23 protein-coding genes and 1 tRNA gene are annotated in these 23,971 nt (G+C 64.4%); 8 read left to right on the top strand and 16 right to left on the bottom strand.

From position 1 onward, the window contains the following. Positions 1-184: 184 nt before the first annotated feature. From AC1RRT_RS07050 to copM, 5 genes are all read left to right on the top strand, one after another. Entirely contained in the window at positions 185-1,327 is a 1,143-nt protein-coding gene (locus tag AC1RRT_RS07050) for an efflux RND transporter periplasmic adaptor subunit (protein WP_493013067.1), read from the top strand. 24 nt (positions 1,328-1,351) lie between these two features. Then, complete coding sequence (locus AC1RRT_RS07055; protein ID WP_493015152.1) at positions 1,352-3,331, top strand: MacB family efflux pump subunit; 1,980 nt, start codon at positions 1,352-1,354, stop codon at positions 3,329-3,331. A 20-nt stretch (positions 3,332-3,351) separates the two neighbouring features. Beyond that, complete coding sequence (locus AC1RRT_RS07060; RefSeq protein ID WP_493013068.1) at positions 3,352-4,815, top strand: efflux transporter outer membrane subunit; 1,464 nt, start codon at positions 3,352-3,354, stop codon at positions 4,813-4,815. Between the two features lie 119 nt (positions 4,816-4,934). Then, positions 4,935-6,299 (top strand): YncE family protein, encoded by a 1,365-nt coding sequence (locus AC1RRT_RS07065; RefSeq protein WP_493013069.1) that lies wholly within the window; start codon positions 4,935-4,937, stop codon positions 6,297-6,299. Positions 6,300-6,301: 2 nt separating this feature from the next. Then, the gene (gene copM / locus AC1RRT_RS07070) at positions 6,302-6,739 is read left to right on the top strand and encodes a CopM family metallochaperone (protein WP_493013070.1); all 438 of its coding nucleotides are present in this window, start codon (positions 6,302-6,304) and stop codon (positions 6,737-6,739) included. A gap of 3 nt (positions 6,740-6,742) precedes the next feature. Here copM and AC1RRT_RS07075 read toward each other — a convergent pair whose 3' ends face one another. The 6 genes from AC1RRT_RS07075 to AC1RRT_RS07100 form a co-directional block, all read right to left on the bottom strand. Further along, complete coding sequence (locus AC1RRT_RS07075) at positions 6,743-7,621, bottom strand: alpha/beta hydrolase family protein (RefSeq protein WP_493013071.1); 879 nt, start codon at positions 7,619-7,621, stop codon at positions 6,743-6,745. 69 nt (positions 7,622-7,690) lie between these two features. Next, positions 7,691-8,614, bottom strand: a complete 924-nt coding sequence (locus AC1RRT_RS07080) for an alpha/beta hydrolase family protein (RefSeq protein WP_493013072.1) — start codon at positions 8,612-8,614, stop codon at positions 7,691-7,693. A 114-nt stretch (positions 8,615-8,728) separates the two neighbouring features. After that, positions 8,729-9,703 (bottom strand): transcriptional regulator GcvA, encoded by a 975-nt coding sequence (gene gcvA, locus AC1RRT_RS07085; protein ID WP_493013073.1) that lies wholly within the window; start codon positions 9,701-9,703, stop codon positions 8,729-8,731. A gap of 70 nt (positions 9,704-9,773) precedes the next feature. After that, positions 9,774-10,658 carry a bifunctional methylenetetrahydrofolate dehydrogenase/methenyltetrahydrofolate cyclohydrolase FolD gene (gene folD / locus AC1RRT_RS07090; protein WP_493013074.1) on the bottom strand — a complete coding sequence of 295 codons (885 nt, stop codon included), beginning with the start codon at positions 10,656-10,658 and terminating at the stop codon, positions 9,774-9,776. 4 nt (positions 10,659-10,662) lie between these two features. Continuing rightward, positions 10,663-10,998, bottom strand: coding sequence for a DUF167 family protein (locus AC1RRT_RS07095; RefSeq protein WP_493015153.1), 336 nt, complete (start codon positions 10,996-10,998; stop codon positions 10,663-10,665). Positions 10,999-11,007: 9 nt separating this feature from the next. Further along, the gene (locus AC1RRT_RS07100) at positions 11,008-11,298 is read right to left on the bottom strand and encodes a YggT family protein (RefSeq protein ID WP_493013075.1); all 291 of its coding nucleotides are present in this window, start codon (positions 11,296-11,298) and stop codon (positions 11,008-11,010) included. A 340-nt stretch (positions 11,299-11,638) separates the two neighbouring features. Between AC1RRT_RS07100 and AC1RRT_RS07105 the strand changes: the two genes are divergently transcribed. After that, positions 11,639-11,714 (top strand) — tRNA-Ala (locus AC1RRT_RS07105). A gap of 51 nt (positions 11,715-11,765) precedes the next feature. On the opposite strand, the gene AC1RRT_RS07110 is transcribed toward AC1RRT_RS07105, so the two are convergent. Continuing rightward, positions 11,766-12,317, bottom strand: coding sequence for a PAS domain-containing protein (locus AC1RRT_RS07110; protein ID WP_493013076.1), 552 nt, complete (start codon positions 12,315-12,317; stop codon positions 11,766-11,768). Positions 12,318-12,501: 184 nt separating this feature from the next. After that, positions 12,502-13,728 carry a polyhydroxyalkanoate depolymerase gene (locus tag AC1RRT_RS07115; protein WP_493013077.1) on the bottom strand — a complete coding sequence of 409 codons (1,227 nt, stop codon included), beginning with the start codon at positions 13,726-13,728 and terminating at the stop codon, positions 12,502-12,504. A gap of 153 nt (positions 13,729-13,881) precedes the next feature. Here AC1RRT_RS07115 and AC1RRT_RS07120 point away from each other — a divergent pair, with 153 nt between their 5' ends. After that, a complete protein-coding gene (locus AC1RRT_RS07120) occupies positions 13,882-14,535 on the top strand; it encodes a glutathione S-transferase family protein (protein ID WP_493013078.1) in 654 nt (217 codons plus the stop codon). A gap of 17 nt (positions 14,536-14,552) precedes the next feature. Here the strand turns inward: AC1RRT_RS07120 and AC1RRT_RS07125 are convergent, their stop codons facing one another. The 5 genes from AC1RRT_RS07125 to AC1RRT_RS07145 form a co-directional block, all read right to left on the bottom strand. Continuing rightward, on the bottom strand, positions 14,553-15,578 hold the full coding sequence (locus AC1RRT_RS07125; protein ID WP_493013079.1) for a hypothetical protein: 1,026 nt from the start codon (positions 15,576-15,578) through the stop codon (positions 14,553-14,555). 145 nt (positions 15,579-15,723) lie between these two features. Further along, positions 15,724-16,155 carry a hypothetical protein gene (locus tag AC1RRT_RS07130; RefSeq protein WP_493013080.1) on the bottom strand — a complete coding sequence of 144 codons (432 nt, stop codon included), beginning with the start codon at positions 16,153-16,155 and terminating at the stop codon, positions 15,724-15,726. Then, the gene (locus tag AC1RRT_RS07135; protein WP_493013081.1) at positions 16,148-17,002 is read right to left on the bottom strand and encodes a hypothetical protein; all 855 of its coding nucleotides are present in this window, start codon (positions 17,000-17,002) and stop codon (positions 16,148-16,150) included. The genes AC1RRT_RS07130 and AC1RRT_RS07135 overlap by 8 nt, the downstream gene beginning before the upstream one ends. A gap of 165 nt (positions 17,003-17,167) precedes the next feature. Further along, positions 17,168-19,339 (bottom strand): methyl-accepting chemotaxis protein, encoded by a 2,172-nt coding sequence (locus AC1RRT_RS07140; RefSeq protein WP_493013082.1) that lies wholly within the window; start codon positions 19,337-19,339, stop codon positions 17,168-17,170. Positions 19,340-19,457: 118 nt separating this feature from the next. Further along, on the bottom strand, positions 19,458-20,123 hold the full coding sequence (locus tag AC1RRT_RS07145; protein WP_493013083.1) for a ribonuclease T2 family protein: 666 nt from the start codon (positions 20,121-20,123) through the stop codon (positions 19,458-19,460). A gap of 44 nt (positions 20,124-20,167) precedes the next feature. Between AC1RRT_RS07145 and nth the strand changes: the two genes are divergently transcribed. After that, positions 20,168-20,815, top strand: coding sequence for an endonuclease III (nth, locus tag AC1RRT_RS07150; RefSeq protein WP_493013084.1), 648 nt, complete (start codon positions 20,168-20,170; stop codon positions 20,813-20,815). Here nth and AC1RRT_RS07155 read toward each other — a convergent pair whose 3' ends face one another. From AC1RRT_RS07155 to AC1RRT_RS07165, 3 genes are read right to left on the bottom strand one after another with little or no spacing between them, the layout of a single operon-like run. Further along, positions 20,816-22,090 carry a flavin-containing monooxygenase gene (locus tag AC1RRT_RS07155; RefSeq protein ID WP_493013085.1) on the bottom strand — a complete coding sequence of 425 codons (1,275 nt, stop codon included), beginning with the start codon at positions 22,088-22,090 and terminating at the stop codon, positions 20,816-20,818. Beyond that, positions 22,087-23,049 carry an SDR family oxidoreductase gene (locus tag AC1RRT_RS07160; RefSeq protein ID WP_493013086.1) on the bottom strand — a complete coding sequence of 321 codons (963 nt, stop codon included), beginning with the start codon at positions 23,047-23,049 and terminating at the stop codon, positions 22,087-22,089. Before AC1RRT_RS07160 ends, AC1RRT_RS07155 begins: the two co-directional genes overlap by 4 nt. After that, the gene (locus AC1RRT_RS07165; protein ID WP_493013087.1) at positions 23,046-23,966 is read right to left on the bottom strand and encodes a bile acid:sodium symporter family protein; all 921 of its coding nucleotides are present in this window, start codon (positions 23,964-23,966) and stop codon (positions 23,046-23,048) included. Before AC1RRT_RS07165 ends, AC1RRT_RS07160 begins: the two co-directional genes overlap by 4 nt. Positions 23,967-23,971: the final 5 nt, after the last annotated feature.

Below are 23,971 nucleotides of genomic sequence, written 5' to 3' on the forward strand. Positions count from 1 at the left end.
CGATATCCTAAAGACGGGCGGCAGCGGTACGGTGTGACAGGCCCCGTTCTAAAATAAATATGTTCTATATCAATGCTTTGTGTGGTTTCCGCCTGTCGCTGGCCCTAGTCCCGGCAGGCGGTCCAGACCGCAGGATTCAGAAAGCGCTTCCGTTTAATCTTCAAACCACTCCATATCCCACACCATGAAACGCTCCCGCTTCATCCTGACCGCCGCCGTCGCCGCCATCGCCCTCGCCGGCGGGGCCTGGTGGTTCTGGTCGGCCCGCGCCGACACCAAACCCGCCTTCCGCACCCAGACCGTGGCCATGGGCAGCGTCGAGGACACGGTTTCGGCTGTCGGCCTGCTGCAGCCGCTGAACTATGTCGATGTCGGCACCCAGGTCTCGGGTCAGCTCAAGATGATCAATGTCGATTTCGGCCAGCGCGTCGAGCAGGGCACACTGCTGGCGCAGATCGATCCCACCATCTACGAGGCGCGCGTCGCCGCCGACCTTGCCAACCTGCAGGCGCTGCGCGCGCAGAAATCCGACAAGCAGGTACAGCTCGGCCTCGCCGACCGCCAGTTCGAGCGGCAGAAGAAGCTGCTGAGCGACCGCGCCACCAGCCAGGATGCCTATGACAGCGCGGAAGCCGGCCGCAAGTCGCTGGTCGCCCAGATCGCCGTGCTGGACGCGCAGATCCAGCAGGGCGAATCGACGCTGCGATCCGATCAGGCCAATCTGAGCTACACCAAGATCTACGCGCCGATGACCGGCACCGTAGTCGACATCATCGCGCGCCAGGGCCAGACCCTGAATGCCAACCAGTCGGCGCCCATCGTGCTGCGCATTGCCGATCTCGACACCATGACGGTGAAGACCCAGGTGTCGGAAGCCGACGTGCCCAAGCTGACCGTCGGCATGCCGGCCTATTTCACCACGCTGGGCAAGCCCGACAAGCGTCGCGAGGGCCGCCTGCGCCAGATCCTGCCCACGCCGGAAGTCGTCAACAATGTCGTGCTCTATTCTGCGCTGTTCGATGTCGAGAACCCGGAAAACGACCTGCTGACCCAGATGAGCGCGCAGGTCTTCTTCGTCATCTCCAAGGCTGAAAATCTGCCCGTCGTGCCGATGGCCGCGCTGCGCCCGCTGCCGCAGGGTAAGAACCGCTATGCGCTGCGCGTGCTGGAGAACGGCCAGCCAGTGCGCCGCACGGTCGAGATCGCCGCCAGCAACCGCGTCAATGCCGCGGTCAGCAGTGGCGTGGCGGTCGGCGAGGAAGTGGTGATCGACATCGTGGCCACCAAGACGCCGGCCGGCACGCCGCCGCGCACCCCGCGCCTGTAACGTCAGGGCAACGCCATGAACCGAATGGCACCCGGCAGCGAGACTCGAACGGCAAGCGACCCTGCGCCGATCATCGCGCTACGCGACATCCGCAAGACCTTCTATCGCGGCACGTTGGCCGTCGAGGTTCTGCATGGCGTGTCACTCGACATCTATCCCGGCGAATTCGTCGCCATCATGGGCGCGTCCGGTTCGGGCAAGTCGACGCTGATGAACCTGATCGGTCTGCTGGACCGCCCGACCAGCGGCAGCTATCGCTTTGACGGATCGGAAGTCTCGGCGCTGGATGCCGATGCGCGGGCGCTGCTGCGCCGCGAGTCCTTCGGCTTCATTTTCCAGCAGTACAACCTGCTGCCGACCGAAACCGCCACCGCCAATGTCGAGATGCCGGCGATCTATGCCGGCTTGCCGCGCGCTGAACGCACTAGGCGCGCCGAGGCCCTGCTGGGCATGCTGGGCCTGGCCGACCGGCTGGACCATCGCCCGACACAGCTTTCAGGCGGCCAGCAGCAGCGCGTCTCGATCGCACGCGCCCTGATGAATGGTGGCGCCGTCATCCTGGCCGACGAACCCACCGGCGCGCTGGACAGCAAGAGCGGCCAGGAGGTCATGCGGCTGCTGCACGACCTGAACGCCCAGGGCCACACCATTCTGCTGATCACGCATGATCATGAGGTGGCCGGCCAGGCCAACCGCATCATCGAACTGAAGGACGGCGACGTGCTGGCCGACCAGCCGGTCGAGCATGAAACACCGCCCGCCGCCATCGCGGCGCCGAAGCAGCCCTCACGCCACCGCAGCCGCGCCTTTGCCCTGTTCGATGCGCTGGAAGCCGGCCGCATGGCGCTGCAGGCCCTGCACAGCAATCTGCTGCGCACGCTGCTCACCCTGCTTGGCATCATCATCGGTGTGGCCTCAGTGGTGGCGATGCTGGCGATTGGCGATGGCGCCAAGCAGCAGGTTCTGGATCGCATCACAGCCATGGGCACCAACCTTCTGCTGATCCGGCCGGGCGCCCCCAATATCCGTCCGACCGGCGTGACGGCGACGCTGATCGCCGAGGATGCCGAGGCGATCAGCGCCGAACTGCACAACATTCTGGCCGCCGTGCCCGAATATGCCAGCAACGTCACCGTGCGCGCCAACGGCCGCGACTATGTCACCCAAGTGAACGCCACCACCGCGCCCTTCCCGGTGGCGCGGGAATGGCCGGTGCGCGAGGGCATTTTCTTCTCCGATGACGACGTGAAGTCCTACATCCCGGTGGTGGTGATCGGCCAGACCGTGGCGACCAACCTGTTCGAGGATCTCGATCCGATCGGGAAATATGTGCTGCTGAACAATATTCCCTTCCAGGTCATCGGCATCATGTCACCCAAGGGTGCGACGCCCTGGGGAGCCGACCAGGACGATGTCGCCTATGTGCCACTGACCACTGGCATGCTGCGGCTGTTCGGCCAGCGCTATGTGCGCACCATCACAGTCCAGGTCCAGGATGTGACGCGGATCAATGACACACAGGAAGAAATCCGCCAGCTTCTGATGGCCCGCCATAGGTCTGAGGATTTCCAGATCCGTAATATGGCCTCCATCATCGAAACCGCCATGGAAACCCAGAATACGCTCACCATTCTGCTTGGGTCGATCGCCGCCATCTCGCTGCTGGTCGGCGGCATCGGCGTGATGAACATCATGCTGGTCAGCGTCACCGAGCGCACGCGCGAGATCGGCGTGCGCATGGCCACGGGTGCGCGGCGGCTCAATATCATGATGCAGTTCAACGCCGAGGCGCTGGCCATCTGCACGCTGGGCGGTCTGATCGGCGTAGCCGTCGGCCTTGGCACCACCTGGCTGTTCGCCTCCTTCGGCCGGCCGGTGATTTTCTCCGTCGAGCCGGTGCTGCTCGCCTTCTTCTGCGCCTTCGGCACCGGGCTGCTGTTCGGCTACCTGCCGGCGCGCAAGGCCGCCGATCTCGATCCCGTCGTCGCCCTCGCGGCTGAATAAAAAATATCGGAACACTCCCCATGCGCATGCTTTCTTCCACCGCGGCTGTCGCGCTGCTTACCGTCTCCAGCCTGTCCTTGGGCGCCTGCTCGATGGTGCCGGATTACTTCAAGCCCAAGGTCGAGGCGCCTGCCGCCTGGGATAGCCGCCAGGACGGCGCCAATGTCTGGCCGGAAGCGAGCTGGTGGACCGGATTCGGTTCGGCCGAGCTCGACCGCCTGATCGCTTCGGCGCGTGAAAACAACACCGACCTGCGCGCCGCCGTCGCCCGCATCCGCCAGGCTGAGGCCCAGGCCAAGATTTCCGGGGCAGCGCTCTATCCCACCGTCGGCATCGATGCCGGCGCCAGCCGCACCCGCTCGGGCCGCCAGGCCGCGAGCAGCAGCAGCGGCACGACCACCACGAGCAGCAGCCGCAACGACGCGATCATCCGCAACAGCTTCAGCGGCAACCTGACCGTGGGCTACCAGCTCGACCTGTTCGGCGCGAATTCCGCCAATGCCGATGCAGCGCTGTCGCGGCTTGATTCCAGCCGCTACGACCGCGAGACAGTGGCGATCACGCTCTATGCCGATATTGCCAACACCTATTTCCAGCTGCTGTCGGTGCGCGACCGCGTGCGGCTCGCCAACGAGACGCTGCGCTCGGCCGAGGGCGTGCTGGAGCTGCTGGAGACCCAGCGCCGCAATGGCATCATCACCGATTACGAAGTCGCCACGCAGCGTGCCAGCGTCGCGACCCAGCGCGCCTCGGTCGCCGTGCTGGAACAGACCGAGCGCCAGACTCTGGATGCCCTGGCCGTGCTGCTCGGCCGCAACCCTCAAGGGTTCCGCGTCGAAGGCGCCACGCTGGCCAACCTGACCGTGCCGCGCGTGGCCGCCGGACTGCCGTCGGAACTGCTGCTGCGCCGTCCCGACCTGCGCAAGGCCGAGACCGATCTGAAGGCCGCCAATTTTGACATCGGTGCCGCGCGCGCCGCGCGCTTCCCCAGCCTCGACCTGACCGGCCGCGCCGGCACCCAGGCCGGCACCACGGGCGCGCTGTTCGATCCCGGCACCATGATCTATTCGATCGCCGCCTCGCTCACCGCACCGATCTTCCAGGGCGGCCGCCTGGAAGGCGGTGAGGAACTGTCGCGCGCCCGCAAGGATGAGCTGGTCGAAACCTATCGCGGCGCGATCCTGAGCGCCTTCCGCGATACCGAGGATGCCCTGGGCGCCACCGTCAATACCGGCCGCCAGTACGGCTTCTCGTCGGAAGCCTATGCCCAGGCCAGCGATGCCTATCGCATCGTCGAGGCGCGCTATCGCGCTGGCACCGTCGGCTTCCTCGAACTGCTGGATGCACAGCGCTCAGTCTTCTCCGCCAATGACGCCATGGTACAGGCCTCGCTCGGCCGGCTTGGCGCCAGTGTCGACCTCTATAAGGCGCTGGGCGGCGGCTGGGACGGCAGCGTGATCGGCCCCTTAGCGCAAAGGGACTAACTCCACAGGGTTAGCGTGCGTGGATTATGACCGCGGCGATCTTAAAAAAAGCCCGCGTGCGGGAATAAACATCCCGCAACGGAGTCTCATCTCCACGACGCAATCGCTGGAGACACGAGATGGACCTCAATCGCCGACAGATGCTCATGGCCACCACGGCCGGCGCACTCGCCACGCTTGGCGGCGCATCATGGCCGGGCGCAGCTCATGCCACCGATATAGAGCCCGGCGACCGCATCCTGATCTGCAACGAGGATTCCAACACGCTGTCGGTGATCGATCCAAATACCAATAAAGTCGAATCCACGATCAACCTCACCAGCTTCGACGCCGACCCGCGCCCGCCCTTCCGCTTTGTCACCGGCGGCACCATCCCCACCCATGCCGCGATGGTGACCAAGCCGCTATATCACGGCGCGATCAATATCCACGGCGCAGCGCCCTCACCCGACCAGACCATGGCCGCCGTCACCGGTCGCGGCAGCAGCAACATCTACCTGATCGATGTGCGCACCAGGCGCGTGATCGGCAATCGGCTCAATCCGCTGGCGCGTGAAATCACCAGCAAGGAAGCGATCACCAGCGGCGTTCTGGTCGGCCGCGAACCGCATGAGCCGACCTGGAGCCGCAACGGCAAGGAAATCTGGGTATCGCTGCGCGGTGAAGACCGCTTCGCCATCGTCGATGTCGAGCTGGCCAAGCGTGAATCGGCCGGCGAGGATGTGCGCGCCATCCGCGGCTATGTGCCGACGGTGCATGGCCCGGCGCAAGTCTGGTTCTCGCGCGATGGCGCGCTGGCCTTTGCCGTGTCGCAGAAAGTGCCGAAGATCGCCATCTACGATACCAATGTGGGCAAGGACGGCTACAGTCGACCGCGCCTGCGCAGCACGGTGGATATCGCCGAGCAGGACAGGTTCGGCTTCACACCTTTCCTGAAGATGGCGCCGGATGGCCGCGAGATGTGGCTGAGCCACAAGCTGGCCGACGGCCTGTCGGCCCGCAGCATTGATGGCGACGTCCGCCTGGTCGATCATGTGCCGCTGGGCGAACTGGCGCGACCCAACCATGTGGAATTTGTCGAGAATGCCCGTGGCAAGGTGGTCTATGCCAGCTTCGCCCGCGTGGATGACGGTGGCCCCGGCGGCGTGGCCTCCAGCCGCATTGCCATCATCGACCGTGCCGCCGCGCCAGGCCAGCGTAAGGTGACCGGCAGCTTCTTCAGCCATGGCCGCGAGGCGCATGGCCTGTGGACCAACCCGTCGCACACCATGCTCTATGTCGCGCATGAGCAGGACGAGCTACCCGGCACACCGAATGAAGGCCAGACCGTCTGCACGGCCTTCGACGTTTCGGATCCCCATACCCCGAGGTTCGTCGCACAGATTCCGCTCGGGCATCTTGATCTGCCGTCGGGCAGGCTGCGCAACAAGAAGAGCATCAACCTGGTCTATTACCGGCCCGGCAGCCCGACACATTCGGGCTGACCATGAAACCGAAATATCTGAGCGGTGCACTGCTGCTGGTATCGCTGCTGGCGGCGGCGCTGGCCTTCGATATGCCAACCCCGCCGATGTACATGCATGGTCGCGCGCATGGCGCGGCGAAACGGACGTCCGCCTTTGAGGCCCGCATGGAGCTCGACATGGCCAGGATGATGCAGGACATGCATGCGCCCGGTTACAGCGGTGATCCGGATATCGATTTCCTGGCCATGATGATTCCGCATCACCAAGGTGCCATCGACATGGCGCGGCTGACCCTGGAGCATGGCGAGGATCCGCTGACCCGCCGCCTGGCCGAGGAGATCATCGCCGCGCAGCAGGCCGAGATCGAGGCAATGCGGGCGCGACTGGAAATCCTGCGCCGCGGGCCCGATCCGCAACCAGGCGGTTTTCCCGCCCTGGGCGGCACGCGGGGTCGCTAAGGATCAGGCGGCCTTTTCACCCTTGCGCGCTGCGGCCCGCACCAGCCAGGCACCGATATCAGCCCAGCGTTCGGCCGGCATCTCCTTGCGGAAGAATCCGAAATGCCCGATGCGGGGCAGGCCCCAGTCAGTCGGCACCACATGCTGCCGCTCGATATGCGCATTGGGATAGTAGGATTGCAGCGCATCCACACCGCGCTTCGGGCCGAAGTCGTGATCGTCGGCGATGCTGATCATGCGGATGCTAGCGCTCACCGCATCGTTATGGGGTCGCCAGGGCCGGCCAGCCTCGTCGCAGACATAATGCGGCGACCGGCACCAACGCGACCAGTCGGCCAGCACGCCACGCGGCAGCGGTTCACCACCGAACAGCGCCGCCGGCGCCCGGACACGCAGTGCCAGAACCAGTGGCACGAACAGATACCAGACCAGCACCAGCCTCAGCTGGAAGCGCATGGCCCAATTGCGCCAGTAGCCATGCTGCGAGGCGATGGTCGTCACCGCCGCGATCTTGTCCGCCTGCGGCATCAGGCCCAGCACCTGGCCGCCGAAGGAATGGCAGACCAGCGTGGCGGTGAGCGAGGGATGGCGCTGCTGCAGCCAGGCCTGCACGGCCGGGCAGTCCTGCTGGCCCCAATCATTCATGCGCGGCAACGGCGCACCCGGCGTGTGCAGCGATCCGCCGATGCCGCGATAGTCGAATGTCACCACCGTGAAGCCTTGTGCGGTCATGAAAGCAGCGAAGGCTTCGTAATAGCGGCGCGGCACGCCGGTGGCGCCGTTTATCTGCAGGCTCAGGCCATTAGAGGCCTGCGGCTCGAACAGGCTGGCGGCCAGAATCTGGCCATCGGCACAGGGAATCGTGATGTCGGTCTTGCTCATGCCGGCGACCATAAAAGCGCTCTCCGGACCCGGGCAACCGCAAAAGCCCGGGGGTCAGATGAGCTTCGTTCACCTGACGCTGCGGCCGACTGCCGAATCCTGGGTATGGGTCCAATGCTGGCGCTTGGCGGCGGCATAGAGCCAGTCGGCCTGCTTGGCCCAGAGTTTGGTCGGGAAGTCGCGATGGAAGAAACCGAAATGGCCGATGCGGCTGACGCCCCAGTCCTTGGGCGCGACATGCAGGCGTTCGATATCGGTCACCGGATAGAATTTCATCAGTTCGTCGACGCCCTTCTTCGGGCCGAAATCATGATCGTCGTCGAAGCTGATCAGCCGCATGGCGGCACGCAGCTGCGCGTTATAGGGCCGCAGCGGCTTGCCGTCGTCATCGACCAGGTATTCCGGCGTGCAGCACCAGCGGCGCCAGTCGCGCGCGATACTGCCCTGCAGCGCCTCGCCCCCCAGCCACCAGCCTGGAATCCGGTCGAGCAGGCTAACCACCAGCGGAAAGGCGACATACCACGACAGGAACAGCCGGAACTGGTGCCGCAGCGACCAGTTGCGCCAGTAACCGTTCTGAGAGGCGATGGCGAGCACGGCGTCGATCTCGCCGATCTTCGGCATCAGCCCCAACATCTGGCCGCCGAAGGAATGGCAGACCATGGCGCGGTTTTCACCCGGCGTGCGGCTGGCGAGAAATTCCGCGGCTGCCGGAATGTCGCGACGGCCCCAGTCGAGCATACGCGGCGGCGGCGCGCCCGGAGTCTGCGGCGAACCGCCAATGCCGCGATAGTCGAAGGTGAGCACCGTGAAGCCGCGCGAGGCCAGATAGCTGGCGAAGCTGGCATAGTAGCGCCGCGAGACACCGGTGGCGTTGTTGATCTGGACGCTGACGCCATTCGATTGCGCCGGCCAGGCCAGCGTACCGGCAAGGCGCTGTCCGTCTGCAACGGGAATGGAGACTGCGGCGATGTCGAATCGGGACTGTTCCATGCGGGCGACCTAAGATCACCCAAAAGGGCGTCACAACCCGTGAATCGAACGAAATCGCATGAACGTGATTCAATTGATCCTGAAGGCGTAGCCCTCAAGAATTAGCGTGACGGCTCAGCTCCGCTTGCGTCGCATACCATTGGCTGCGGTCTTGGTGGCCGCCGCCCCCTTCACCGCAGATCGGGGCAGCAGCGGCTTCATCTGCCGGTTGGCGCGCCGCATCAGCACCAGCAGCCAGTCGCGCAACGCCTGCAGCGCCGGCTTGTCGGCATCGGCGCGGCGACAGACGAACCAGTAGCCATGCTCGGCCTTCACCAGCGGCGCGAATGGCATGGCCAGCTTCTGCTCGGCGATGCGCGGCGCGATCAGCGGCGCCACGCCCAGCGCCACGCCCAGCCCGCGCTCGGCGGCTTCCGTCGTCTGCGCCACGTTGTCGACCCAGATTTCCCGCCCGCCCGCCAGATCGGCGATGCCGGCGGCACGCAGCCACATCGGCCAGGCATCGGGAAAGGTGCTGAGATGGATCAGCGTCTGGCTGCGCAGGTCCTGCGGGCTTTTCAGTTTCTGCGCCAGCTTCGGCGTGCAGATCGGCGCCATGGCGATATCGGTGATCTTCACCGCCGCAAGGCCGGGCCAGCGCCCGTCGCCGAAGCGGATCGCCGCATCCACCGCATCGCGGGCGAAATCGGCATTGCGCTGCGACGATTCGACGAACAGCCGCAGCGCCGGCTGGGTATCGAGGAATTCCGCCAGGTTGGGAATGATCCAGGTGGCGGCGACGATCGGCACCGAGGACAGCCGCAGCTCCTCGATGCGCTTAGACTGGCCGACGCGGCGCGAGACATCGGCGACCTGGTCGAAAGCGCGGCGCACGGTGTTGTAGTAGTCCTGCCCGGCTTCCGTGAGACGGATCTCGCGATTAAGCCGGCGGAACAGCGACAGGCCAAGATGCTGCTCCAGCTGCTTGACGCGATGACTGATCGCCGAGGGCGTGAGATTGAGCTCGGCCGCCGCCGCCTTGAAGCTCATGGTGCGCGCGGCGGCGTCGAAGGCCTCGAGGGCCAGAAGGGGCGGCAGACGCTTTGCCATGCCTTCAGATTATGCCTGTCCGGGCGATTGGGAAGACGTGACGTGGCGGCATGCCGTTACGGCGCAGGCTTTACAGTGTCTTCGGATCGAGCTTTTCGCGATAGCAGGCCGCCGTCAGGGTGTTCTGCAGCAGGCAAGCGATGGTCATCGGCCCGACGCCGCCCGGCACCGGGGTAATGACGCCGGCAACCTTTTCAGCCGAGGCGAAATCGACATCGCCGACCAGCCTGGTCTTGCCATCATCCTTGGGGATGCGGTTGATGCCGACATCGATCACGGCGGCGCCCGGCTTGATCCAGTCGCCCGGCACCATCTGCGGCCGGCCGACAGCAGCGATCACGATATCGGCCTGGGACACGATGGCTTTGAGATCGCGGCTGCGCGAATGCGCAATCGTCACGGTGGCGTCTGCCGCCAGCAGCAGGGCGGCGATCGGCCGGCCGACCAGGATCGAACGCCCGATCACCACGGCATTGGCGCCGCTGACCTTCACGCCGGCCTTGTCCAGCAGGATCATGCAGCCCAGCGGCGTGCAGGGCACCAGCGCCTCAATACCCTGGTTCAGCTTGCCCGCATTGACCGGGTGCAGGCCATCGACATCCTTGGCGGGATCGATGGCGGCGATGATGGCCTGCGTATCGATCTGCTTGGGCAGCGGCATCTGCACCAGGATGCCGTCCACGGCCGGATCGACATTCAGCTTGGCCACCACCTCCAGCAAGGCCGCCTGCGTGGTGTCGGCCGGCAGCTTGATCTCGTTGGAGACCATGCCGGCCTCGCGCGTCTGCACACCCTTGTTGCGCACATAGACTTCACTGGCCGGATCATCGCCGACCAGCACCACCGTGAGGCCCGGCAGGCGCTTCGCCTTGGCCTGGAAACGCTGCACCTTCGCGGCAATCTCGGTGCGCAGGCCGGCAGCGACGGCCTTGCCGTCGATCTGGATTGCAGTCATGGCATTACTCCTTCAGCAATAGCGCGGCGAACCAGGGTGCCAGCGCGGCTTCTATTTCCGTGGCGTTGCCGCCGATGAGAATCTGCTTGTGGCGGTCGGTGGCGCCGGCAACGAGATCGAACTGCGAGACCGGACGCTTCATGCTCTTGGCCAGCAGCTTCAGGAGGGCCGCGTTGGCCTTGCCATTTTCCGGCACGGCGGTGACCTTCGCCACGAGCTCGACGCCGCCATCCACCGTGGGCTTCAGCCCATCGATACTGTCGCGACCGGCTTTCGGGGTCAGGCGTACGAACAGCCGTAGGCCGTCCTGTTGCAGGCGGTATGGTTTCGCTGCGATCAGCGGCGGCTCTTAGAGCACCAGCGGCGCGATGTCGTTCCGGATCAGCTGACGCAGGAACAGGATCAGCAGGATCAGGATAACCGGCGAGATATCGATGCCGCCCAAGTTGGGCAGGATGCGCCGGATCGGGCGCAGCACTGGCTCGGTGACGCGATAGAGGAAGTCGCCGATCAGATAGATCGCACGGTTGCGCGTGTTGATCACGTTGAAGGCGACCAGCCAGCTCAGGATCGCCGAGGCGATCAGCAGCCAGGTGTAGATTTCGAGGATGGTATCCAGCAGCCAGAATAACGAATGCATCGACCTTTCCGGGCTCCTCTGGGCCGCCCGGGTACCCGGGGCATTTCCGGGATCGCGGACAGGCGCGGTGATGGCCCCGAGTGATACCGGCAGGGCCCGGGAAACGCAACCCGAGCCGGCGTGACGGGTGTCTCCGTCCCCTCGAAAAGACCGGAAAAGCATGCCGGCCGCCAGAACCGGCACCCCGGATCAGGCCCGGTCAGGGTCCGGAGCCGGAGCCGGGCAGACCGCCGAATCATGCCGGGGGCGGTAGACAAAACCCGGCCGCTTTGGTACTTGCTAGCCCGCCCGGCCGGGACCCTTGCGAGGTCCCCTTTCTGATCGGCTGGCGCACCGGCTTGGGGCCGTAGCTCAGATGGGAGAGCGCCTCGTTCGCAATGAGGAGGTCAGGGGTTCGATTCCCCTCGGCTCCACCAATTTCCAGCCCTACTCCATCGCCAGCCGCTGGCCCACGCCGGGTTCGATGATCAGGAGATTGGTTCGAACGGATCGTGCCGCATGGCAACGCCTGGCTCTGGCGGCAGAAAGCGGATCGGCGCGGCGCGGCTATCGCTGGCGTGCAGGGTTTGCACCATCACCAGGCATTCCACCGGCGTGCCACCATCGGCCATCGGCAGCACCAGGCGCTCGGCGGTGATGACGTTTTCCGGATCACCCTCGGTCAGCCCGGGCAGAGTGTAAATGCTGCGGCTGTAGATCGGCTTGCGGCGCTGGATCAGTTCCGCCATCAGATCGCGCAGATGCTGGATATAAGTGGGTTCGGTGAGGGCGGCGAGCGCCTTCACATCCATGCCTTCGGGCATTTCGCGGAACCAGCGCATAATTTCGCTGCCACACAGCCGCAGGCGGCCGAAATCGAAATTCGCCCGGGTGACTTCGGCAATCACCAGATGCGGCAGGATGGCACGCGGGATCGTCGCCACATCCAGCAGGCGGATATCGGGAATGTTCACCGGTTGCGGCAAGCTACGCCAGAAGTCATGGGCAGCCTTGAGCACTGGATTGGCGGCAATAATCATACTGCGCTCCGGAACGGGACTGTTCGTTGCGAACGCAGCTATGCCGCAGGATGGCAGCGTGTGTCAGGTTGAGATTCAGACATGGGCAAATGAAAACGCGCCGTGGGCGGCGAATGCCCCTGCAGGTGAGAGACGGTCGCAGGACGCGACCTATCCGGCCGGATCGATGGCGGAGCTTTAAGCCTTATTCGCTCGCCAGGATGGTGTTTCTCACCAGCGGATAGATCTGGTTGGCCCAGCGCTTGCCGCTGAACACGCCGTAATGGCCCACGCCGGCCTGCAGGTGATGGCGCTTCATGTAGGGTTTCAGCCCCGTGCAGAGGTCATGCGCCGCCACCGTCTGGCCGATGGCGCAGATGTCGTCGCGCTCGCCTTCCACGGTGAGCAATGCCGTGCGCTTGATCGCCTTGGGGTTCACCGGCTTGCCGCGATAGGTGAGTTCGCCCTTGGGCAGGCGATGCTCCTGGAACACCCATTGCACGGTCTCGAGATAGAATTCCGCCGTCAGATCGAGCACGGCGAAATACTCGTCGTAGAAATCCTTGGTCTTCATCGCCGGCTCGATATCGCCGCGCCACAGATTCTCGAACAGCTCGACATGCGCCTTCACATGGCGGTCCATGTTCATGCTCATGAAAGCCGTGAGCTGCACGAAGCCTGGATAGACCTTGCGGCCGGCACCGGGCAGGCCCGGCGGCACGGTGGAGATCAGCTTCTCGCGGAACCACTCGATCGGATGCTCCTGGGCGAGCACATTCACCTTGGTGGGATTGAGGCGGGTATCGATCGGCCCAGCCATCAGCGTCATCGAGCGCGGCTGCGCCTTGTTCTTGCTCTCGGCCATCACGGCAGCCGCCACCAGCGCCTGCACGCAGGGCTGGCACACCGCCACCATATGCGCGCCCGGACCCATGGTCTCCAGGAAGGTGATCAGATGCTCGACATATTCCTCGAAGCCGAAGCGGCCAGCGCTGAGCGGCACGTCGCGCGCATTATGCCAGTCGGTGATGTAGACATCGTGATCGGGCAGCATGGTCAGCACGGTGTCGCGCAGCAGCGTGGCGAAATGGCCTGACAGCGGCGCGATCACCAGCACGCGTGGCTGCACGCCGATATGCGACTGGCTGGCGTCAATGTCCTTCTTGAAATGTAAAAGCGTGCCAAACGGCGTGACCAGGGACGGCTCCTCGATGACTCCCACCTCGCGGTTGCCCACCCGCACGCTATCGATGTGATAGGGCGGCCGGGCATGGCTGATGCCGGCGCGCGACACCATCTCGGTATAGGCGGCCAGCGCCCGCAGGCCCGGATTGAAGGCAGCCATCTGCTGCAGGCCCGGCAGGGCGCTTTCGGCCAGCCGGCGCAGCGGGGCCATGAGGTCGGCCTGGGTCTGATAGGCGAAATAAAGCATGGGCCTCGATGGTCCGGGGGCGCGGGGTTCACCCTGTGCCCCCACCGGCGGCACTCCCCCACGGCTGCCGTTCCGGTTTCATGAAAAAAGCTAATGCAGTTTGTGCTGCAATGCGAGATATATGTATCAGACGAAAGTCCGGGGGACCGCTTGATGAAGGCCACGCTCACCATCAGCAGTAAGAACTATTCCTCATGGTCGCTACGCGGCTGGCTGCTCTGCCGCATGGCCGGGCTGGATTTCGAGGAAAAGCTGCTTTCCAGTGACGACCCTTCCACCAGGGCCGAACTGCTGCTGCTGTCGCCGTCCTTCCTGGTGCCGCGACTCACCCATGGACAGATTTCCGTGTGGGACACGCTGGCAATCGCCGCTTACCTGGGCGAAATCTTCCCTGATGCCGGATTGCTGCCCGTCGACAAGGTGCAGCGCTCGCATTGCCGCTCGATCAGCGGCGAAATGCATTCTGGCTTCTCAAACCTGCGCTCGGCCCTGCCGATGAACCTGAAGGCGCAGTATCCGGGCTTCAAGGTCTGGGCCGGCGCCCAGGCCGATATCGACCGCGTGGTCACCATCTGGCGCGACTGCTTCACCGCCTATAACGGTCCCTGGCTGTTTGGATCGAAGCCGACGGTGGCCGATGCGATGTATGCGCCGGTCTGCACGCGCTTCCTGACTTATGATGTGAAACTTGATCCGGCCTGCACCGCCTACTGCCAGACCGTGATGGCTTGGCCGATCATGCAGGACTGGATTGCCGACGCGAAGGCCGAACCGGAAGACCTCGACGAACTCGACGTCGAATTCTGACCGAGTAGCCCTGAGCCTCAGATCAAGCCGCCGTTGCGCATGATGAAGGCGCGCAGCTGCGTCAGCGGCTTCTTCTCGATTGCATCGCTGCCGTTCAGCATCAGCACCAGGGCCGCGCGATTGATGCCCATCTCACGGGCCAGGTCGTTCAGCGTGAGCTTGGCGTGCTTGCAGGCATCCTCCACGATGGCGAGGCCGCCGGCCTCGACATAGTTGTTGCCGTTGCTGTTCTTGACCTTGAACTTCTGCTTGGGCTTCAGGAAGCTACCCGCGGCCGCCGCGGCGGCCGCCTTGCCTGGACGCGGCGCTGCGGCAGCAGGCGGTGGCGGCGGCGGCGTGGGCGACAGCGGTATCGGGAACTCCTCGACACTCTCTCCCACCGGTTCGGCGACGAACGGCGCCGCATCTGCGGCTTGTGGTTCATCTTCAGCCGGCGGTGCGGCAGCGACCGCCGGTGCCGCAGGCGGTTCCGGCTCCGGCTCCGGACGGCGGCGCATCGAGAGCGAGAAATCCTCCAGGCCCGCGCTGAAATCACGGGTGCCAAAGCTTTCCTGTCCCTGGATGCGCTCGAACTGCGCGACAAACTGCGCGACAATCTCGGCGATCCGGGCTGCATCCATGGGCTCCAGTCCATGCCGCTCCGCCAGGTCGCGATGGTCTTCCGCGATTTCCTCGAGCCGGGACTGCTGCTTTGTCAGAAAGGCCTTGCTGCCCAGCGGCCAGGGTTTGCCGCCATCGGCGAAGCGCGCCAGGAAATTATGCATGGCATCGACTTCCATCAGCAGGACACGGGCGCGCACATCCACAACCTGCCGTGTCGGGGCTGCGCGCTTGGCCGGATCGATATCGGACAGGCGGTTCTCCACCAGTCGCGCAAAGACATGGAATTCGTCGAGCCGCTCGGTCAGGGAACGATAGGCGGTGTAATTGTCGGCGATGCCGTCGCCATTATTGTAGTCGCGCGCAAGACCGAGCGACTGACGCTCGAACTGCGTGATCAGACCCAGCGCTGCCGCGTGGCCATCGCCTGTTCCCCCGCCCATCACCAACTACCCTCTGGGCGCTGCGCCCGGCTAAAGCTTAAGCGCGAATAGCGATACCGCGCAGGAGTATTTGCAGGGCCGGCCTCACTTTCCTGAGATCGGCCCTGCGATTGCCATGGACCATTGCGTCGGATGCGGATGAGTTTCACCCGCGACGCCCAGTCAGCCAATCCGTCGCCTGATCAAGCGCACCGAAGTAGCGGATTTCACGACGGCCGATGCCATGGCGGATGAGGGCGCTGTTGCGTTCGTCGGTTGTCAGTGTATGCGGTTTGCGCACCACGGCGACACGCCGGCCGGGCGCGCCCGTATCGTCGAACAGGCTATCGATTGCAACGATAGTCTCCATCTGGGCCGCCCATACAGTGTAACGCAGATCGAGCAGGAAGTCGTAATCCGGGGCATCGGGCCGGTGGACGACCAGGCCGCGATAGAAATCCAGCACGATCTGATCATTCAGTTCGCCGATATAGGCGACCGTGATGACGCGGCTGATTTCATCGACTTCATAGGCCAACTGCGCACTGGACCCGCCGGGCGCGACAGTCGCCGAACCAGGCGGGAGTGGGTCAGGCACAGCGGCCACCGTGGCGACTGACGAAGGCGCGGATCTCCTCCATCGGGCCGCGCGCAATCGGATCGTTGCCATTGAGCAGCAGCACCAGCGTGGGGCGGTTGATGCCCAGTTGACGCGCCAGATCGTCAAGCCCCAGATCTGCCGTGCGGCAGGCTTCGGTCACCGCGATCAGGCTTTCGCGATCCACATAGAACCGCCCGTCCATCTCGCGCACCCGGAAAGGTGGCGGCGAGGGGCTCGGCGGCAACGGACGGGGAGACGCCTTGCGCGGTGACGCGCCACGATCGAGCTGGATCGACATGTCACCGGAACGAACCCGCTCGACCGGCGCATCAATACTGAAATCGTTCAGCGCCGTGGTCTTCGGAATCTGCGCCTTCAGCAGATCGCCCACCGCACGCACCATCGTCTCGCTGAGCGGCGAGAGATTGTAGCGTTCACCAAAAACGTCGTAATAGGCGCCGATCTCGTTCAGCCGCTCAAGACGACGCTGCAGGAACTGACGGCTGCCCAATGGCCAAGGCTGGCTCGACTCGCCGATGCGCACCAGGAAGATCTGCGTCGTATCGACCTCGACGATGACGATACGCCAGCGAATATCGGCCAGATGTCGCATCAGTGCCGCGCGGCGCTCATCCTCGAAGCGCGGCAGGCGGTCTTCCACCAGATCGACGAAAACGTAGAAATGGTCGACTTTCTCGATGAAGCGGCGGAAATCGACGAAGCTGCCCGATGCCTCGGCGCCATGCTGATAGGCCCGGGCAATTTCCAGCCCCTGCTTCTCGACCTGCGCCAGCAGACCGAGCGCCTCGCGCCGCAATCGCTTGCTTTCCCCTGAAAGGCTCACCGTCCGACCCCTGCCAAAACCCGGGATCAGAATACGCGATTCAGGTTGTACAATGTGTCATTAAAAACTAGTAACTGGTGTATACTTCCATAAGAGCATGCGCCTATCGACGCAGCTCCCGCGTGCAGGCCATATCGTCCGGATACGACCTGCAGCGGACAGCAGTTACTTGAGGCGGAAGAAGCCGACCAGTTGCGCCAGCTCGCGCGCCTGACCGGAGAGCGCCTGGGCCGAGGCCGAGGTCTCTTCCACCAGCGCGCCATTGCGCTGGGTCATCTCGTCCATCGAACCGACAGCGGTGTTGACCTGATCGAGACCGGTGGCCTGTTCACGCGACGCCGCCGCGATCTCGGCCACGATATCCGACACCTTCTTCACCGCATTGACGATCTCGGCCAGGGAGCTGCCGGTCTGGTTGACCAGCGCCGCGCCCGATTTCACCTGCGCATTCGATTCAGAGATCAGCGCCTTGATGTCCTTCGAGGCATTGGCCGAGCGTTGCGCCAATGCTCGCACTTCCTGTGCCACGACGGCAAAGCCCTTGCCGGCCTCGCCCGCACGGGCCGCCTCAACCGAGGCATTCAGCGCCAGCAGGTTGGTCTGGAAGGCGATCTCGTCGATCAGCGACACGATATCGGAGATCTTCTGGGCGCTGCCCTCGATCTGCGTCACGGCAGTGACTGCGTCAGCGACAACCTTGCCACCCTTCTCCGCCGTATCACGCGCCGCCAGCGCCAACTGGTTGGCAGCCTGGGCGTTATCAGCGTTCTGGCGCACGGTGGTGGTGATCTCGTGCATCGAGGCCGCCGTCTCTTCGATCGAAGCCGCCTGGCTTTCCGTGCGGCTGGCCAGATCCTGGCTACCCGAGGAAATCTCCGATGCCGCCGCATTCACCGATTCCGCATTCTGCGACAGGCTGCGCACCACGTCGCTGATGCGCTCGGCCATGCTGTTGGTGGCGCGCTGCAGCTCGGCGAAGACGCCGGCATAATTGCCCTGCACGCGGCCGCCGAGATCGCCTTCGGCGAGCCGGTTCAGCACGACGCCCAGTTCCTTCAGCGCACCGTCAGTGGTGGATACCAGCACGTTGACACCATCGCCCAGGCGTCGCATCACGCCTTCCATATTGTCGACGGCGATGCGCTGGCTCAGGTCGCCCTGGGCCGCGGCGGCAACGATGCCGCCGATCGAGCGGTCGAGTTCGGCTTCCTGTGCCTTGCGCTGCTCCTCAAAAGCCTCGCGCTGGCTGGCGCGTTCAGCCGACATGCGTCGGTTTTCCTCGCCTTGTTCACGGAAGACCTGCACGGCCTTGGCCATGGCACCCAGCTCATCGACGCGATCCTGCGCCGGAATGGTGCAATCCAGATTGCCGGCGGCCAAAGTCTGCATCGCTTCCGTCATGGCCGAGATCGGCTGCGTCAAGCCGCGACTGATCCAGACGGCGATGCCGCCGCTCAGCAGCAGGGTGACCAATGCGATCAGGCCAAAAATGATCAGCTCGTTGCGTGCTTCGGCTGCCTGCTTCTCGGTATTCTGCACGATCTCGAGCACGGCGATGGCCTTGCCCGAGAAATTATTCACCGGGGCCAGCATCGCAGTGACCTGGTGGCCCTTCAGCACGCCGCGCTTGACCGGCCGCTCGCCGGCCAGCGCCGCGCGATAATCGGCCTCGCCGGTCAGCGTCTTCTCAGCAAAGGTGCTGGAATAGACGATGATCTTGTCGTCACTCAGCAGATGCAGCGTGAGGTCGACATTCAGGCGACGCTTCATGCGCTGCAGGAAATCCTCGCCCAGGTTGGTGCCGGTATCGACAACGCCGACCAGTTTTCCCTCATGCATGATCGGATGCGAAGAAAACAGGCTGAGCGTCTCGCGGCCTGGCTCGATACCGGTATAGGGCTTGGATGTCTCGATGGCCTGCTTCACCGTCTGGCGGCGGCTCAACACGTTGTCGCCGTGGTTGGCCGGAGAATGGGCACGGAGCAGCGCAACGCCGGTCGGCAGCTGCACCGTGATCAGGCCGATGCCAAGGCGCTCGCGGACATTTTTCATCGGTTCGGCCAGCAGCGCCAGGCCCGCCTCGCGATCGGCGCGGGCGACGATCTCCTGCAGCGATTTCATACCGCTGAGAATGGCGCTGGCGGCGGAAATGGAGCGGCCCTCGAATTCGATGCCTTCCTGGACGGCCTCGTATTTCGTCATCAGATCGTCGCGCAGGTCCTCATCAGCAGTGCGCAGTTGCTTGATGAACATGTAGCCGGCGATCACCGCAATGGCGGCGAAGGTGATGCCAAGCATGGCCGCGATCAGCCGCGCCCCGATTGAGCGTTGAAACATGGTTTTATCCCCCCAGCGGCGACGATGCCGTTCCTGGAAATTTCACACGGATTATCCGCGTAAACAATAGCACAGGACGTGTAAGGACAATCTCGATACGCGCAGAGGTTATCGCTATTTAATGTCCGCAGGGGACGCTGCGCTCGAGATTCCGGTCGAAACACAGGCGCAGCTCGCGAATGCCACTCCGGCCATCGCCCAGCACGCGCAGATGCCGGCGCTCAAGGCCACGGCCCGCATTGGCACTCAGCACCGCGGTTGCCAACGCAGCCGAATTCTGGCCCGGCTGCGGTTCCGGCAGGCTGAGCGCCGCGCGCAGCCTTTCGATGGCGGCGAAATAGCCGGCCGGATCGGCGAAGTCGCTGCAGCTGCCATGCTTGGCCCATTCGCATTGCATCAGCCGGGGATCGGGCGAGGCGCAGAGATGGCGGCGCAGCACAGCTTCGGGCACCGGCTGCACCGGCGCGCAGTATTGCGGCCATAACTGTCCCGCGCGGCGGTCGGTATATTGCGGCCACAGGCCATGCACCACCCAGCCGAAGCGGTTGTCGCGACACTGCATGGCGCTGCGCTTCCCGGCCGGCGTCTCGCAGAAAGCCGGCGACCAGCTGAAGCTCAGGACATAGTGATCGAAATCGCCCTTCGTGCCGCGCGACCCTTCGCGGGCCTGTGCAGGACAGGCATTCGTTTCGATGCGCGACGGCAGGCGGCACTGTTCCTGCGCCACGGCATCGGTGGCGGACAGGAACACCAAGAGGAGAGCGAGCTTGCCTAAGGGTTTCATGACGGTCTAAAGATCATGCACCAGCCCCCGTCCAAGCAAGCCTCATGAAGCCCGCCCAGATCGAACATTTCTTCGCCACGCTGGCGGCCGCCAATCCGGAGCCGCAGACCGAGCTGAAATACGTCAACGGCTATACACTGCTGGTGGCGGTGGCGCTGTCGGCCCAGGCGACCGATGTGAGCGTCAACAAGGCGACCGAGACGCTGTTCAAGACGGTGAACACCCCCGCGGCGATGCTGAAGCTGGGCGAAGAGGGCCTGAAGCAGCATATCAAGACGATCGGGCTGTTTAATTCCAAGGCCAAGAACGTCATTGCCCTTTCCCAGCTATTGATTGACCGCCATGGCGGCGAGGTGCCGCACGACCGCGCCGCGCTGGAAGCGCTGCCCGGCGTGGGGCGCAAGACCGCCAATGTGGTGCTGAACGTGCTGTGGGGCGAACATACCATCGCGGTCGACACACATATCTTCCGCGTCGGCAACCGCACCGGTATGGCCAAGGGCAAAACCCCGCTGGCCGTGGAGTTGAAATTGGAAAAAGTCGTGCCGGCGAAATATCGCCAGCATGCCCATCACTGGCTGATCCTGCATGGCCGCTACATCTGCAAGGCGCGCAGCCCGGACTGCTGGCGCTGCGTCGTCGCCATGGACTGCGACTTCAAGCCCAAGACCAAGGCGCCGGACGAACGGTAGTCACTGCAGGGCCACAATGTCTTTCTGCAGATCGCGCTTGTAGGTCAGGAAATCCACGAAGATGCCATGGGCGCCGGCATCCTTGGCCGGCGCGGCCAACGTATCGGAGATTTTGCGGCGAAATGCTGCGGCTGCCTGCGGGCGCTTCTGCTTCGCGGTTAGATAGGCGGCGATCAGGTCGGTCTGCAGCGCCCGGCCCGGCCAGCCGACACCCGCCCCTTCCAGCAGCCCGGCCACGAACAAGCCGTTATCCTGTGGCGGGAAGATGTTGTGATAGAGCCGCGGCGCGGCCTGCAACGGCTGCCAGTTCAACAGCGCCAAGTCGTCGAGGAATGGGAAGGTGATGCGATAGCCAGTGGCGAAGAGCACCAGGTCGACGGCGTCTTCCACGCCATCCGCAAAGACCACGCGCTCGCCCTTGAACGCTTTTACCTGTTTACGCAGCGCCACATCGCCCTGCCCCAGATGCTGCAGTACCAGCGAGTTTACGATCGGCGTGCGGTCATAGAGGCGATGCTGCGGCTTCGGCAGGCCGAATCGTTCCGGCGGACCGACCAGCAGGCGCAACAGTGGCTCATGCAGCATGGCGCGCAGCTTCGGCGGCAGGATAAAGCGCTTGGGCTTGTGGTTGGCCTCATCGGCTGGCTTGCCGGCGAGGAATTTCGGCACGAAGTGATTGCCGCCGCGCACGCTCCACAGCACCTGGGTCGCATGGTGAATGGCGTCAACCACGATATCGCAGCCGGTATTGCCCATGCCGACCACCAACACACGCTTGCCCTTGAAGATATCAGGTGACTTGTAATCCTTGGCATGCATCACGGTGCCGGTGAAATCGCCGGGCACGCGCGGCTGCAGCGGATCGCTGAGATGCCCGTTGGCAATCACCACGCCGGCATAATCGCGACTGCTGCCGTCATCGAAGCTGGCGCGCCAGCCCTCGCCCTGCTTCGTGAGTGTCTTGACCCCCGTACCAAAACGGATCAGCGGATACAGATCGAAATGTTTCGCAAAGCCGCGAAAATACTCCAGCACCTGGGCGCGGCCGGGATAGGCCGGCCAGTCTTCCGGCATCGGGTAATCGGCAAAAGCCGTGGTGCGCTTGGACGAGATCAGATGGGTGGAGGCATAGACTGCGCTGGCCGAGCCACCATAGAACCATTGCCCGCCGACATCGGCATGACGCTCGACGGCCTCCACAGGCAGGCCGGCGGCCTTCAGGCTCTTGAGTGCGGCAAGGCCGGCCGGGCCGGCACCGATCACCAGATAGGTCATGACTTTTCCGCCTGCACGAAGCGTTCGAACACCGCCGCTGCATCCAGCACCGGCGCATAGCCAAACTCGGATTTCAGCCGCGTATTGTCCAGCACCGGGCGGTACTGGATGAACTTCACATGCTGAGGCCCGAGCTTGGTGGTGCCCAGCAGATTGAGCAGCCACAGCACGGCTTTCAGCAGCGCTGGCGGGATCGCCAGATACGGCTTGCCCAGACGCTGCGCGATCGCACGCAGGCTCATGGTGCCGTCACTGGCCAGATTATACATGCCGGCGCGGCCATCGCGCACCGCCTGCGCCAGCGCCGCCACCACATCGCCATCACTGATCAGCGAGAACGGCGTCGCCGTGCCGGTGAGGCCCAGCACCAGCGGCCGGCGGAACATCGCGGTGATCTGGTTTGTCGTGCCCGGACCCAGCACGGTGCAGGGCCGGAACACGGTCTGTTTCAGTTGCGGGTATTTCGCGCGCCAGCCGGCCAGCAGTTCCTCGACCAGGCGCTTGTGGCGCGCATAGGCGAAATCCTCATTGCCACGCAGCGCATCATTTTCACGTAAGGGAACCGGATTGTCGGCATGGTAGCCATAGGCCGCACCACTGGAGGTGACGATCACATGGCTGGTGCCGGCCGCGAGGCAGGCCTGCAGCACATGGCCGGTGCCGGTGACATCAATCTCGTAGTCGCGTTTCTCATCACCGCCGGCGGCCACCACCGAGGCCAGATGCACCACGCAGCGCGGCCGGTACTGCGCGAACAGCACGGCTATGCTGGCGTCGCGGATATCACCGGTGAGATACGTCACGCCGGGCAAGCGTTTCTCCGCCGGCACCTCGCGCAGGTCGAAAGCGATCAGCGGCTGGGCGGCCGGATCATGCTGCAGCGCCTTGATCAGCGCATGACCGATGAAGCCGGCCGCGCCGGTGACCAGTGTGCCCCCATAACTATTGGCGTTGCTCATACCGCCTGTTCCTTCAGGCGGTCCTTGCGCTTCCACCAGGCCGCCAACGCCCAGCCCGACACGATATGCCACACGCCCCAGCCGGCCGCGATCAGGGCAGCACCGCCCAGCGCGTCGAAATGGTTGAGGATCAGCGCCAGCCCCAGGCCGGAGTTATGCATGCTGACCTCGATGGTCATGGCGCGGGTGTCGAAGTCGCTCAGGCGCCAGACCCGCGCCGTCAGCCAGCCGAGCAGCACGGCAACGGTATTGTGCAGGGCCACCAGCGGCAGGATCTGCAGCAGGAAGGCGGTGAGATGCTTTGCATTCGACGCCGTGGCGCCGACGATGAAGACGATCAGGAACAGGAAAGACAGGATCTGGAACGGGCGGCGCAACCTTTCCGCCAGCCTGGGCCATAGCCGCACCGTGGTCATGCCGGCCACCATCGGCACACCGAGCAGCAGCACGGTGGAGCCGATGAAGGACACCGGCTCGATGCTCACCTGCCGCAGCAGCACGGCGGTGGCCGGGTTGAGCGAGGCCCAGAAGATGATGTTGAGCGGCGTGGTGACCACCGCCAACAGGCTGGAAATGCCAGTCATGCTGACCGAGAGCGCGGTGTTGCCGCGCGCCATATGGGTCATCAGGTTGGACAGGTTGCCGCCCGGGCAGGCGGCGACCACGATCATGCCCAGCGCCACGCTGGGCAGCGGCTGCATGATCATGGTGATCGCCCAGGTGACCGCCGGCAGCAGGACAAGCTGGGCCACCAGGCCCGACAGCGGCGCCAGCGGCCGGCGCAGCACTTCAGCGAAGTCGCTGAAGCGCAAATCCAGCGCCACGCCGAACATGATCAGGGCCAGAACCAGCCCCAGAACCAGCTGGCCGGTTGAATCGATCTGGATCAGCACGGCATCAAGCGATGCATCGGCCATGATTT

The sequence above is a fragment of the Ferrovibrio sp. GW821-FHT12B10 genome (assembly GCF_058807515.1).